This is a genomic window from Clostridium sp. SHJSY1, assembly GCF_031626875.1.
Classification (GTDB): Bacteria; Bacillota; Clostridia; order Clostridiales; family Clostridiaceae; genus Clostridium.
Genome location: NZ_JANDMF010000080.1, coordinates 1 through 13,907 on the forward strand (window position 1 = coordinate 1; position 13,907 = coordinate 13,907).

Consider the following 13,907-nt stretch of genomic DNA (forward strand, 5'->3'; position numbering starts at 1 on the left):
ACCTGGTTGTACCTTATCTATAGCTTGTTGTAAAGTCATAGACCCATTTGGTTCAATAGTAATGTCTCCAGATGTAGATGCGCTAGCTTTTGTCGGTGCTCCCCCTAGTGAGAATGCTAATGCTGCAACTGCAAGAATTGAAATAACTTTCTTTTTCATTTGATATTCACTCCTTAAATATAAATTTAAAAGTTAATAATAACTCTATAAATAGGTTAAAATTAACCTCATAACCAGGTTATCATAATATATATATTATTTAAACATAGTTTTCTTGAAAGTCCATAATTTACTCTTGAAACTAAGATTTTTATATAAAATTTTACTTTTTAAGACTAAATTTTAGGTATTTAACTATATTCGATATATTAAATTCTAGAATTTATACATCTTTTTATACTATGATTTATCCCCCAACCATATTAAAGTGGATTCTGCAGAATTCTATTCCATCCATTTTTAACAGCATCAACAGCGATATTCGTTAGTTCGTCCAAATTCACTTTAGAATTAGTGCTAAGCCAATTTGTATATATACCTATTATTCCTGAAGCAATATACTCTGTATAAATCTCAAATATTTCAACAGTCAATCCAGAGTTTACATAAAATGATTCTTTAATTGAATTTTTCAGAATATCTTTACATTGTTCTAGAAAAAAAGCATATGATGTTTCAAATGTTGAGATATGACGATAGAAACTGATATTTTCATTCATGATTTTTGTCAATCCTTGAAAGAATTTTTCTATATCAAATGGTCGTGTGTTTTTCAATAAAATATGAACCTTGTCTGCAGCTTCTGATTCAAACTCCTTTAAAACATCATCAATGGAATCATAATGAAGATAAAATGTTTTTCTGTCTATATTAGCAATTGAGGCTAACTTAGTTATTGTTATTGATTTGTATTCTTTGGTTTGTATAAGTTCTATAAATGCATTTCGGATTTCTTTCTTTGTTTTCTGTATCCTTCGATCTATCTTTTTCATAAAAATTCTCCATGATATTCATCAAAATTGGTTTAAGTGTGGAATAATACACATTTTTTATAATATTGGCAATTGAATGTATATATGCAAAAAAATTATAATATACATATGCAAAATAATCAATATATAGGAATTTATTAAGGAGGATTCTTTATGCTAGAAAAACTGTTTTCAATTTACCCTGGAAACTATACACTGCAAGATTTCACATATGCATTCAGTCAGCAAAATCCACAGTTTGCACTGATTCTTATTATAGCATCACTAACCTTTTTTATTGGATATATGGAGTATGTTTACAGTTTCAAATTGGTAAGAAGAGAGAAAAGTGCACCTTATCCAGTGTGGATGCATACTTTTTATTTTGCCCATGATTCTATGGGGGCAGTTGTATTTGCTATGGCAGCAAAAGCTACTGGAGGGTTTTGGTTTTTTACTGTCTCATCCATAGCACTTATTATTTGGAATCTATTTGAAATTTATAATTTGTATAAGTGTATTTTTGTGGAACGTCAGGAAATATGGGGAGCTCTTCATACTGATTCTATAACTGTAAAAGAAGCTTTTTTGCGTATACTAGGTCAGATAATAATTTTTGTTGGTGTTGTAAATTTGTTTCGAGTTTTTATGAATGATCCATATATGTTTAAATGGTTTATTTTCACAAATGTTCTGATTGCTATAGTCCCTGGCTTATATTGGGAGAAAAGAAAAACACGGATTGGTTCTTCTTATAAATTGGCCATTGTAATATTAGTAGGAACAATAAACTCATTCTTACCTATCAATATGTGGTCACTAACAAGTGATTACTTTTCATTTTCTAATAATCCATGGTTCTATGTGCTTGGAATTGTAAGCATTGGTTTTGCCATTAGAAATATTGTTGTTCTTAAAAGATTGCCTAAAAAACCAAATCAATTAAGTAATGGAATAGAAACTGTATGGTAGTTGGATATTTATCTTAGATACTTAATATCATAAAAAACAAATAATTATATTATAGAAAGGTTTTTTCTTATGGGGAATAAAATTAAAATACATGTTTTGCACTGTGGAGAAGTTTTAATAGATAGAGCTGTTTTATTTAATGATTTATCAAAAAATCCTATAGCATATACAGGAATAGGGAGAAATTCTAAAAATCGAATTTGGCTACCTTCATCAGTATATTTAATAGAACATCCTAAAGGAAAGATACTTGTAGACACATCATGGCATAGTGATGTAAGGCATAACCAAATTAAAAGCATTTCTTTAAGATTATTTTTAGTAAATAAAGCTAAACTTCCAGATGGAGCAGCAGTAGATGAACAATTGTATAGATTAGGCATTAAACCAGAGGAAATTGATTATGTATTTTTAACACATCTTGATGTTGATCATGCAAGTGGATTAAAACTTGTGAGGAATGCAAAAAATATCCTAGTTAGCCAAGAAGAAAAAATTGCATCTGCTAAAAATAGAATACGATATACTAAAAGAATTTGGGAGGGTATTAATATAAAAACATATAAATTTTCAGATTCTAAATATGGACCATTTAATAAATCTTTTGATGTATTTGGTGATGAATCTTTGATTCTGGTTCATGTACCAGGTCACTCTTTAGGAAGTATAGCAGTTCTTATTCAAAATGAAGGAAAGTTTATTTTATTAACAGGAGATTGTGGTTATCAAAGAGAGTCTTGGGAAGAAATGAGACTTCCAGGAGTTATGGCTAATAAGCAAAAAATGACAAAATCTTTAAACTGGGTTCAGGAGATGTCTCGAAAAGATAACTGTGTTGAAATTTTAGCAACTCACGATTTGAAGGTAATTCCACATATGGTAGAGATTTAATAAGGAGGAAATATAAATTATGGAAAATAAAAAAGTAGCATTAATAACTGGTGCAGGAGCAGGAATTGGAAAGGCAATTACTTTTAAATTAGCAGAAGATGGATATCAAATTGCAGTTAATAGTAGAACAGAAGCACATGCAAATGAAGTGTATAAAGTTTTAAGTAAAAACAAAGTGAATTGCATTAGTGTTCCTGCAGATGTGTCTGACGAGAATCAAGTTAAATTAATGGTTAAAAAGGTTTATGAAAAGTTTGGAAGAATAGATATACTTATTAACAATGCTGGTATTTGTCCAATCAGAACTATGGATAAAGTCACAGTAAAAGATATCCAAGAAACATTTAATGTTAATGTTATTTCAATGATGTTATGTGTCCAAGCAGTACTTCCAATTATGATAAAACAAGGTGGAGGAAAAATTTTAAATGCATCAAGTCAAGCTTCTTTTGGAGAAACTCCAGTTTCGTTTGAGTATACTACAACCAAATGGGCTGTTCGTGGAATGACTAGAGAAATGGCAATTTCTTTAGCTAGATATAATATTACAGTAAATGCTTATTGTCCTGGTGTTGTTTATACAAATATGCAGGACAATATAACTAAAGAAACTTCTAAGATTATGAATGTGACAGAAGATTATTTCAAAGAATATAGATTAAAGCAAATTCCACTTAATAGATTCACAACTTGTGAAGATGTTGCTGAACTTGTTTCATTTATGGCTGGTAAAGGTTCTAATAATATGACTGGTCAAAGTATTTTAGTAAATGGTGGTCAAATTATGGTTTAGTAACTCAATCCAAAAGGTAGAACTTGTGTTCAAAAACTACAAATTCTACCTTTAATTTATATCTAAGTTTGATCTAACTATCCTTCATCTTCTTGAACTCTTATCATTCTATACCCAACCCCTATATGGGTTTGAATATATACAGGATTATTTGTATCTTTTTCAATCTTCTTTCTTAAAGTCGCCATAAATACTCTTAAAGAAGATACTTCATTTTCATAACTATGTCCCCAAGTTTCCTTCAATATATAGGTGTGAGTAAGAACCTTTCCAACATTTTTAGCAAGCACACATATAAGTCTATATTCTATTGGAGTAAGATGTACTTCTTCATTATTAAGAAAAACACATCCTGCACCATAATCTATTTTTAAATTCCCGTTTACGAAAATACTAGTTTCTTTATTAGATGTGTTGTCATAATTCACCTTTCTAATAGCAACTCTTATTCTAGCTAAAAGTTCATCAACACTAAAAGGCTTTGTTAAGTAATCATCAGCTCCTGCATCTAGTGCCTCAATCTTGTCTCTATCTTCACTTCTTGCACTAACCACTATAATAGGACAAATTGACCAACTCCTTACCTTCTTAATTATCTCCACTCCATCTATATCTGGAAGACCTAAATCTAATATAATAATGTCTGGTCTTTTAGATGTTGTTATTAATATAGCTTGCTCTCCATTTTCTGCAGTCAAACAATTATAAGAGTTTGCATCTAATGCTGTTGATATAAAATTTTTTATTGCTTTATCATCTTCCACTACTAAAATTGATATCTTCATTTCCTTTAACCTCCACTAATGATAATGTAAAGCCAAACACTGTTCCTTGAGGTTTATTATCTCTAACATAAATTTTTCCACCATGAGCATTTATTATGGATTTGCAGAGAGCAAGTCCAAGACCAAGACCTCTTCTACTATCTCCCTTATTTCCATTAACAGTGAAAAACATATCAAATATACATTCTTTATTATGCTTGCTTATTCCTTCTCCATTATCTGCAATTTCCATAATTACTTTTTCACCATTAACACAAACATTTATGTTTATCTCAGAACCTGGTTCTGTATACTTTATGGCATTATCAACTATATTTATTATAACTTGAATTATTAATCTAACATCTACATCAACCATCAATAGATCGTCTTTTAGATTTACTTTAATAATATGCTCCTTAACTTTTCTATTTACATGATTTAATGCTTCAGTTATAATTTCTTCAACTAATTGAGGTTCTTTATGCAAATTCACTCCATCCTTATCTATTCTTGAAACAGATAATAAATTTTCTACTAAATTAATAAGCCAAAGAGAATCATCATATATATCTAAAGTTAACTTTTTTCTTGATTCTTCATCTATATTATTAGTTAATAATAAATTAGCTGACCCTGAAATACTCGTAAGGGGTGTCCTTAAATCATGAGAAATAGCTCTTAATAAATTAGCTCTAAACCTTTCCTTTTCAGCTTGCATTAAAGCTAGTTTCTGTGCTTCATTAAGGTCATGTTTTTCTAATGCAAAGGATATTTGATTAAGCATTGCCCTATATAATGATTTTTCTCCACTATCTATATCTTGATTATTTTCTATAACTATTCCAATAACTGCTAGAACCTTATCTTGACCAATCAAAGGAACATATAAGGCTTTAGAACCTGGAAGTGTTTCTGTTCCTACCCCTGCCTTTTTCTTATTTCTTATTACCCATGCCACAACTGCCTTCTCATCAGCTCCTATATACTTTTCTTCAAGCTTTGAGTTGTTTTCATCTTTGAAAGTATATGTTTTTATTATTTTTTCATTCTTTACTATATAAAAAACAACTGGCTTTTTCAGTAATTTATATATCTGAATTTGAGATTTCATCGCAATTTCTTTCAAAGTATTTGCTTTTTGAAGTTCTCTGCTAGCATCTAACAATACATTTGTCCTATAAGCTATTATAGCTGAAGTATCTGCTTGTTCTTTTACTTTACTTGTGAGAGTACTTGTTATTATTGATGCTGTAAGCATGAATAAAAATGTAACAATATATTGTGAATCATAAGTACTAAATGTAAGCCTAGGCTCAATGAAAAAGAAATCAAAAGATAAAACTCCTATAAGCGATGATATAACACCATATATCTTTCCATTTGTCTTACTTGAAATTAATAAAACTCCTAATATAAAAATAGTTATTATATTAGCTTCACTAAATCCTAAACTATCTACATAAAAGCTTAGAATTATACATAAAATCATAATTCCAATCATCATTAAAAAATCTAAATATGAGAATCCAAAATTTTTCATGTGCTTCTTTTTAAATGGAAATTTAGGTGCATCCTTATCTGGAATAACATAAATATCTATATCTGGAGCTAGACTTACAAGTTTATCAACAAAGCCTAGCTTTGTCCTAAAAATCTTACTTGTATTAGTTCTACCTAGTACAACCTTAGATATTCCACTAACCTTAGCATATTCAGCAATTTGATATGGTACATCATCTCCATAAGTTGTAGCAATCTCTGCTCCTAATTCCTCTGCAAGCTTTAAATTTGCCCTAATTTTATCTATATTTTTATCTTCTAAATCTTTTGAATGTATAGTCTGAACAAAAAGTGCTGTAAATTTTCCATGAAAAGCATCTGCCATTCTAGCAGCAGTTCTTATAACCTTAGGATTAGAAGGAGATGAACTAAGACACACTAAAATATGTTCATTTGTGTGATAATTATTATTGCTTTCATTTTTATTAATTATAACTTCCTTATTAACTCTATCAGCTGTTTTTCTTAATGCAATTTCACGTAAGGCTACTAAGTTTTCCTTTGTAAAAAAGTTACTTAAAGCCTTTTTGCTTTGACTTTCCTTGTATATCTTGCCTTTATTTAATCTTTCTATTAAATCTATTGGCTCTATATCTATTAATTCAACTTGGTCTGACTCATCAAAAATCCTATCTGGAATACGTTCTCTAACTACTATATGTGTAATTGAAGCTACTATATCATTTAAACTTTCTATATGTTGCACATTAACAGTAGTATATACATCAATTCCAGCATTGAGGAGTTCTTCTATATCACTATATCTCTTTGTATGTCTAAGTCCTTTTACATTAGTGTGGGCAAGTTCATCTACTAAAATTATTTCTGGTTTTCTTTCTAAAGCTGAATCTAAGTCAAATTCATTTAACATTATGCCCTTATAAGGAACTTTTAAAGGAGGAATAATTTTTAATCCTTCTAGTAGTTCTTGTGTATCTTTTCTTGTATGTGGTTCTATATATCCAACAACAACATCTATACCTGCCTTTTGAGCTGAGTGAGCTGCATCCAACATCGTATATGTTTTTCCAACACCAGCTGCATATCCAAAGAAAATTTTTAACTTTCCTTTTTTATTTTCAGCACTATTTATTTGTTTTAATAATTTATCTGGATCTGGACGCATATCACTCATTTATTTCTAACACCTCACTATTTTAATATCCCATCTAAAGCTAGATTGACTTGCAATACATTAACTGTTTCCTCTCCAAATACTCCAAGAAATCTTCCTTCAGTATATTTTTTAACTATTTCCATAACTTTATCATTACTGATTCCTCTACTTTTAGCAATTCTTTCAACTTGATAATCTGCAGCAGCTACTGAAATATGTGGGTCAAGTCCACTACCTGAACATGTTACTAAATCTACTGGAATTGGCTTGTCACCTTCTTGTGGATTAGATTCTTTTATTCTATCCACCCTTTCTGCTACAAGTTTTTTATAGTCATCACTAGCTGGACTTAAATTTGACGGAGCTGCATACATTAATGGTTTTCCATTATCATCCTTGAAAGTTTTTGTATCTATATTCATTATTCTTCCCCATAAATACTCATCACCAGTGAACTGTTGTGCTAAAAGTACACTACCATACTTTTTCCCATCTATTTCTATAATACTACCATTTGCTTTGTTTTTGAAAAATATTTGTGAAATTCCTGTAATAAATACTGGATATATCACTCCACATAAAATTGTAAATATTAATAAGAGAATCCCTGCTTTTGCTGCAACTGACTTTACTTGTTTCATCTTTTATTCCCCCTTAAACTATGCCTACAAAAGTAATTAGTAAATCAATAATCTTAATTGCGATAAATGGTGCTATAATCCCGCCGAGACCGTATACTAGCATATTTCTTGATAATAATTTACTAGCTGGAACTTCTCTATATTTTACACCTTTTAATGCTAGTGGAATAAGAGCAACTATTATTAGTGCATTATATATAACTGCTGAAAATATAGCACTTTCTGAACTATGAAGTCTCATTATATTTAATATATTAAGTTCAGGATAAAGGCCTATAAAAAGTGGAGGTATAATAGCAAAGTATTTTGCTATATCATTTGCAATACTAAATGTAGTTAATGAACCTCTTGTCATAAGAAGCTGCTTGCCTATTCTTACTATATCAATTAACTTTGTTGGTGAAGAATCTAAATCTACCATATTGCCTGCTTCTTTTGCTGCTTGAGTTCCTGTGTTCATAGCCACAGCTACATCTGCCTGTGCAAGAGCTGGTGCATCATTTGTTCCATCTCCTGTCATGGCAACAAGATGACCTTTTCTCTGAAATTCTCTTATCATTTCAAGCTTTCCTTCTGGAGTGGCTTCAGCAAGAAAATCATCAACTCCAGCTTCTGCTGCAATAGCTGCTGCTGTAAGTGGATTGTCTCCTGTTATCATAATAGTCTTTATACCCATTTTTCTAAGATCTGAAAACTTTTCTTTTACTCCTTTTTTTACTATATCCTTTAAATGAATTACTCCTAATACCTTGCCATTTTTAGCAACTACTAAAGGTGTTCCCCCAACACTCGCAACTGATTTTACAACTTCATCACATTCTTGTGAGTAGTTTCCTCCTTTAGACAAAACATATCCTTTTACTGCTTCAGCTGCACCTTTTCTAACCTCATTTCCAGTAAAATTAACACCACTCATCCTTGTTTTTGCTGTAAATGGAATAAACTCTGCATTTAACTCACTCATTTTACGTCCTCTTATACCAAACTGTTCTTTAGCAAGTATTACAACACTTCTACCTTCTGGTGTTTCATCTGCTAATGAAGATAATTGTGCTGCATCTGCAAGTTCATTTATATCAACTCCATCTACTGGAATAAACTCACTAGCTTCACGATTTCCAAGGGTAATTGTCCCAGTTTTATCTAACATTAATATATCAACATCTCCAGCTGCTTCAATAGCTCTGCCACTCATAGCTAGTACATTTGCTTCATTAAGTCTACTCATACCAGCAATACCTATAGCTGATAGTAAAGCTCCTATTGTTGTAGGTGCTAAGCATACTAAAAGTGCTAACAATGATGTAACTGAAGTAGTATTAGATTGTCCCAATTCTTTAAATGAGAAATCAGAATATGCATACAAAGTAACTGTTACAATTAAAAAGATAATAGTAAGTGATACCAATAAAATTTGAAGTGCCATTTCATTAGGTGTCTTTTTTCTTGAAGCACCTTCTACCATTGCAATCATTTTATCCATAAAACTTTCACCAGGATCATTTGTAACTCTTATTATAATCCAATCTGAAATTACTGTTGTTCCTCCTGTTACAGCACTTCTATCCCCACCACTTTCTCTTATAACAGGAGCTGATTCCCCTGTTATTGCACTTTCATCAACGGAAGCTGCCCCTTCTATAACATCACCATCTGCTGGAATTTGTTCTCCAGCATAAACTATAACCATATCATCTTTTCTAAGATCTGTAGAATTAACTTTTGTTATATTTTCTTTTCCCTGTACTGATTCTATTTTATTTGCCTGAACATCCTTTTTGGAAGAACGTAATGCATCTGCTTGAGCTTTACCCCGACCCTCTGCAATAGCTTCTGCAAAATTTGCAAACAAAACAGTGAACCATAATAATATAGCTATACCAAAAATAAAACCTGCTGAATTATCTTTAACTCCAAATAACGAAAGAATAAAAAGTATAGTAGTAAGAGCTGCAGCCACATAGACTATAAACATTACTGGATTTTGTATTTGAATTTTAGGATTTAATTTTATAAAAGAGTCTTTTATAGCTCTTTTTAACATTTTTTTATTAGCAAAGGATTTTTCCTTGTTATTATTCACGACTTTCCCTCCTACAATATCATTTGAAAATGTTCAACTATTGGCCCTAATGCTAAAGCTGGGAAAAAGCTTAATGCTCCAACTAAGATCACAATCATTATAAGAAGCCCTATAAATAATCCATTATGTGTTGGTAAAGTTCCCACACTTGTTGCTACTCTCTTTTTCTTTACTAAAGATCCTGCAATAGCAAGTGTTGCCATTATAGGGACAAATCTTGCAAATAGCATCACTATCCCTGTTGTAACATTTATAAACACTGTATTAGCTCCAAACCCTGCAAATGCAGAACCATTATTCCCACCAGTTGATGAATATGCATAAAGCATTTCTGAAAATCCATGTGCTCCACTATTTGTTAAACTATCTCTAACCCCTGGAACCATTGATGCTATCCCACTTCCTACAAGTATAGCTACTGGAGTTGCTAAGCACATAATCATAGCCATCTTCATTTCAAAAGGTTCAATTTTTTTGCCTAAATATTCAGGAGTCCTTCCAACCATTAAACCTGCAATAAATACTGTTACAATTGCAAATGCTAACATTCCATAAAGACCACATCCAACTCCACCAAATACCACTTCTCCAAGCTGAATTAATAACATAGTTACCATTCCTCCAAGAGGAGTATAACTATCATGCATAGAATTTACTGATCCATTAGATGCAGCTGTTGTAAATGCTGCCCATGTAGTTGATCCAGCAATTCCAAATCTACTCTCTTTCCCTTCCATATTTCCACCAGCTTGATTTATAGTGGATATATCTACAACTCCATTTTGAGCTAATTGAGGTGTTGCCTTGGCTTCACTAACAGCTATTACTGCAAGAGCTAAAACTAACATGGTAAACATAGCCACAAATATAGCCACACCTTGTCTTTTATCTTTTATATTCCTTCCAAAAGTAAAACATAAAGCTGCTGGTATTAATAAAATTGAAATCAATTCTAATAAATTTGAAAATGCATTAGGATTTTCTAATGGATGTGCAGAATTTGTACCAAAGAACCCACCACCATTTGTTCCTAACTGTTTAATAGCTTCCTGACTAGCAGCTGGACCTTGTGGGACAACTTGGCTAGTTACTACAGTACCATCATCAAGAGTAATTGGCTCAACTAATTCTACACTTTCGTAAGAAGAAAAATTCTGTATAACTCCTTGAGACACTAATAATAAAGACAGAATTATAGATAATGGTAAAAGTATATATAAAGTAATTCTTGTAATATCACTCCAAAAGCTTCCTAGTCCCTCTTCCTTTACCTTAATAAACCCTCTTAAAAGAGCAAATAAAACAGCTATTCCTACTGCTGCTGAAAGAAAATTTTGAACTGTAAGCCCAAGGAGTTGAGTTAAATAACTTAATTGACTTTCTCCTGAATAAGCTTGCCAATTTGTATTGGTGATAAAACTAACTGCTGTATTAAAGCTTAAATGCCATGAAGTCCCTTGAGCTTCTTCTGGATTTAAAAATAAAATTCCTTGTAAAATATTAAGTAAAAATAATACTACAAAACCTAAAGCACTGAACAGTATCACTGATAATCCATACTTTTTGCAATTCATTTGTTCATTTTTATCTATTCTTAATATCTTGTATATAAAGATTTCTACTGGAACTAGTACCTTAGATAAAAATACTTTTTCTCCATTCATAACTTTTCCAATATATTTACCTAAAGGAATAGCTAGTACAACTAAAATTAATAGATATAAAGTGTATTGTAAAACTGAATTAATCATACCTTATCACTCCTTAATAAAACATAACAAAGGTAACCTAATAGCATTAATACTACTATACCTATTACTTGAATTATAATATCCATAAGTTACATCCTCCCCTTCGCCTATTATTATATTGCAGAAAAAATTAAGATGGTGTTAGGAATGTCTTATATGGCATTAAGATTGTATAAAGATTTCACTTTGATATCTATAATTGTTATAAATTCTAGAAACACTAAAAAAGATGTTTTCTTCATCACAAAGAAAACATCTTTTTATTAAATTGGATGAACTCTATCTGTTCCATCCTAAATCTTTTTGAATTTGGGAAGCAAGTTGATTTGCCATAAGTTCATGTGTTTTCACACTAGGATGCCAATCTTCACCTAGTCCATTTGCAAAATCTTGTACTGGGAATTCTATAAAGTGAATCTTGTTATCCCCAGAAGTTTCTTTTGAAGTAGCTATCCCACTTATATAATTCCTTGCACTCTCAAGCTTGTCCCCACTAAGCATAGGCCCCACTGCACAGTAAATATTAGCTTCTGGATAATCTGCACGCACTTTATCTACAAGCTTTGTATATGCATTTGTGAAATCTGCTTTATCTGGAATTCCTATACCGTAGTCATTAGTAGAAAGATTTATAACTACAACTTGTGGAATCCAACTTTGAGAATCCCATTTTAAAGTTTTATCATAAGGTAACACTTGATCCATTAAATCTGGCATTACATCTGTAGTATCTCCTCCATAATTACGAAGTACTCCTTTTCCTGACCAGCTAATAGTCATTGGATCTGCTCCTAAAAGTTTAGCTGTCACAGCTCCATAAGCTAAAGATGAATTTTCATTTTTAGTTGTAAATGTTTGATATTGGCTTGTCCCTTCATTCCCATAACCACAAGTAATTGAATCGCCAATAAACATTATACGTTTGGAAGAAGATTGTGGTGGAATGAATAATGATCCATCTGAAACTTGGAATCCTAAAAATTGAGCATCTCCTATGTAAGCTTCAGTTCTTTTAACTAATTCTATGGTATGCATATCTTTCTTTAATCCTGATGCAAGTACAATAGGCGATGTCGTTGAAGGAGTTACATTAATAGGTGCTTGATTAACTCCATCAACTACCACATTAAACCAATTATCTCCTGAAGATTTTAAATTTACACTTATGCCAGTTCCAATAAATCTAGCTTTAATTGTACTATTACTCCATGCAAACCTTGGAGCATTTACATCACTTCTATCAAATCGACCAATTAGAAGAGACTTGTATACAGAATTTTTCACTGTTTGATTATCAACATTAACCTGTAAATCAGAATTAATGTTCAGCTGATTTAAATTTGAATTAATATCACTATTAGAATAGTTAACCTTTATGTTATCAGTTGTAGAAGCTTTAGCTATTGGTGTAACGCTTATTAATGCTATAGACATAGCTAGTAAAAAAGTAATCTTTTTTTTCATGTTTGTTTCCCCCTTTATTTTGTATATTTTAATTATATATACAATAAAGCTGCAAATATGCAAAATATCGCAAATTGTTAAATATTTTGCATAAATAAAGAATTTTAAAGTTAGAGAAGTAATTAACATATAAAATATTTGTAATTCTAATTTTAGATGATAATTAAAAAAACTTATTAATTTACTGCAATTATTAGAATTCTCTCCCCTCATCACAGTTGATTTAACAAAAAACAACAAATATTATTTTGTATATTTTCCCATACAAATAATTTTTCTATTCATTCCAATCAAAGCCTTTATTAATTCTTATAAACTTATTTTTAACTACATGGAATACTCTCCATAGGCCTACTATTGTTCAAAAAACTAATTCATATTATCATAACATTGTTGTATAAATTAACTATAAAATTAATAAATAATTTACTTAGGAGGAGTACAAAATGATAGGAGCAGGTTTAACAAAGATATTAGCAGGAATTACAATTGCAGGAATGATTGCAGGTGCAGGAATAAGCTTCAATAAGGTAGTAAATACCAAAAAAATAGATACTGCTGTTGAAACAGTTCAAAAAGCACAGCAACAAATTAATGAAACTTCAAAACAATATGATTCAGACAAAGGAGAAGTACAAAAATTAATTGACTATGTTAAAAACCTTGAAAAACAAGTTGATGATACAAACAAAAAATTAGATATGTTAGATCAAGAATCAACTAAATTAAATGCTATGTTAAAATAATGTTTAATCCAAACTCCTTACAATAATATAAATACTAAAAAAAGAGAGTAGAAATGTGAATCCCCCTTTTAATCTTTGAGCACTCACGGAAACTCGATAAAGCCCATGGTTATGCTCTTTTTTTAAATGTTTTTTTAGTGATTCCCCCCAT

General features: G+C 30.8%; 11 protein-coding genes. 4 read left to right on the forward strand and 7 right to left on the reverse strand.

Features of this window, described 5'->3' with window-relative positions; genetic code table 11:
- Nucleotides 1–422 precede the first annotated feature (422 nt).
- Nucleotides 423–992 (reverse strand): TetR-like C-terminal domain-containing protein, encoded by a 570-nt coding sequence (locus NNC19_RS22545; RefSeq protein ID WP_310940951.1) that lies wholly within the window; start codon nucleotides 990–992, stop codon nucleotides 423–425.
- A gap of 153 nt (nucleotides 993–1,145) precedes the next feature.
- On the opposite strand from NNC19_RS22545, the gene NNC19_RS22550 reads away from it, so the two are divergent.
- The 3 genes from NNC19_RS22550 (at nucleotide 1,146) to NNC19_RS22560 (ending at nucleotide 3,627) form a co-directional block, all read left to right on the forward strand.
- On the forward strand, nucleotides 1,146–1,943 hold the full coding sequence (locus NNC19_RS22550; RefSeq protein ID WP_310940952.1) for a hypothetical protein: 798 nt from the start codon (nucleotides 1,146–1,148) through the stop codon (nucleotides 1,941–1,943).
- Between the two features lie 69 nt (nucleotides 1,944–2,012).
- Nucleotides 2,013–2,834 carry an N-acyl homoserine lactonase family protein gene (locus tag NNC19_RS22555; RefSeq protein ID WP_310940953.1) on the forward strand — a complete coding sequence of 274 codons (822 nt, stop codon included), beginning with the start codon at nucleotides 2,013–2,015 and terminating at the stop codon, nucleotides 2,832–2,834.
- Nucleotides 2,835–2,853: 19 nt separating this feature from the next.
- Nucleotides 2,854–3,627 (forward strand): SDR family NAD(P)-dependent oxidoreductase, encoded by a 774-nt coding sequence (locus tag NNC19_RS22560; RefSeq protein ID WP_310940954.1) that lies wholly within the window; start codon nucleotides 2,854–2,856, stop codon nucleotides 3,625–3,627.
- Nucleotides 3,628–3,704: 77 nt separating this feature from the next.
- Here NNC19_RS22560 and NNC19_RS22565 read toward each other — a convergent pair whose 3' ends face one another.
- The 6 genes from NNC19_RS22565 to NNC19_RS22590 all read right to left on the reverse strand — a co-directional run bounded on the left by NNC19_RS22565 (nucleotide 3,705) and on the right by NNC19_RS22590 (nucleotide 13,010).
- Complete coding sequence (locus tag NNC19_RS22565; protein ID WP_310940955.1) at nucleotides 3,705–4,412, reverse strand: response regulator transcription factor; 708 nt, start codon at nucleotides 4,410–4,412, stop codon at nucleotides 3,705–3,707.
- A complete protein-coding gene (locus tag NNC19_RS22570) occupies nucleotides 4,381–7,089 on the reverse strand; it encodes a sensor histidine kinase KdpD (protein WP_310940956.1) in 2,709 nt (902 codons plus the stop codon). The genes NNC19_RS22565 and NNC19_RS22570 overlap by 32 nt, the downstream gene beginning before the upstream one ends.
- Nucleotides 7,090–7,106: 17 nt before the next feature.
- Nucleotides 7,107–7,712: a potassium-transporting ATPase subunit KdpC gene (gene kdpC, locus NNC19_RS22575; RefSeq protein WP_310940957.1), complete on the reverse strand. Its 606-nt coding sequence runs from the start codon at nucleotides 7,710–7,712 to the stop codon at nucleotides 7,107–7,109.
- A 13-nt stretch (nucleotides 7,713–7,725) separates the two neighbouring features.
- Nucleotides 7,726–9,795, reverse strand: a complete 2,070-nt coding sequence (gene kdpB / locus NNC19_RS22580) for a potassium-transporting ATPase subunit KdpB (protein ID WP_310940958.1) — start codon at nucleotides 9,793–9,795, stop codon at nucleotides 7,726–7,728.
- Between the two features lie 11 nt (nucleotides 9,796–9,806).
- Nucleotides 9,807–11,546 (reverse strand): potassium-transporting ATPase subunit KdpA, encoded by a 1,740-nt coding sequence (kdpA, locus tag NNC19_RS22585; RefSeq protein WP_310940959.1) that lies wholly within the window; start codon nucleotides 11,544–11,546, stop codon nucleotides 9,807–9,809.
- Between the two features lie 279 nt (nucleotides 11,547–11,825).
- Nucleotides 11,826–13,010, reverse strand: a complete 1,185-nt coding sequence (locus NNC19_RS22590; protein WP_310940960.1) for an SGNH/GDSL hydrolase family protein — start codon at nucleotides 13,008–13,010, stop codon at nucleotides 11,826–11,828.
- 446 nt (nucleotides 13,011–13,456) lie between these two features.
- Between NNC19_RS22590 and NNC19_RS22595 the strand changes: the two genes are divergently transcribed.
- Nucleotides 13,457–13,756 (forward strand): hypothetical protein, encoded by a 300-nt coding sequence (locus NNC19_RS22595; RefSeq protein WP_310940961.1) that lies wholly within the window; start codon nucleotides 13,457–13,459, stop codon nucleotides 13,754–13,756.
- Nucleotides 13,757–13,907 lie beyond the last annotated feature (151 nt).

Coding starts and splice junctions, on each gene's coding strand:
- NNC19_RS22570 (WP_310940956.1), bottom strand. CDS start 7,089: ATGAGTGATATGCGTCCAGATCCAGATAAATTATTAAAACAAATAAAT.
- NNC19_RS22555 (WP_310940953.1), top strand. CDS start 2,013: ATGGGGAATAAAATTAAAATACATGTTTTGCACTGTGGAGAAGTTTTA.
- NNC19_RS22595 (WP_310940961.1), top strand. CDS start 13,457: ATGATAGGAGCAGGTTTAACAAAGATATTAGCAGGAATTACAATTGCA.
- NNC19_RS22590 (WP_310940960.1), bottom strand. CDS start 13,010: ATGAAAAAAAAGATTACTTTTTTACTAGCTATGTCTATAGCATTAATA.
- NNC19_RS22565 (WP_310940955.1), bottom strand. CDS start 4,412: ATGAAGATATCAATTTTAGTAGTGGAAGATGATAAAGCAATAAAAAAT.
- NNC19_RS22550 (WP_310940952.1), top strand. CDS start 1,146: ATGCTAGAAAAACTGTTTTCAATTTACCCTGGAAACTATACACTGCAA.
- NNC19_RS22560 (WP_310940954.1), top strand. CDS start 2,854: ATGGAAAATAAAAAAGTAGCATTAATAACTGGTGCAGGAGCAGGAATT.
- NNC19_RS22545 (WP_310940951.1), bottom strand. CDS start 992: ATGAAAAAGATAGATCGAAGGATACAGAAAACAAAGAAAGAAATCCGA.
- kdpA (WP_310940959.1), bottom strand. CDS start 11,546: ATGATTAATTCAGTTTTACAATACACTTTATATCTATTAATTTTAGTT.
- kdpC (WP_310940957.1), bottom strand. CDS start 7,712: ATGAAACAAGTAAAGTCAGTTGCAGCAAAAGCAGGGATTCTCTTATTA.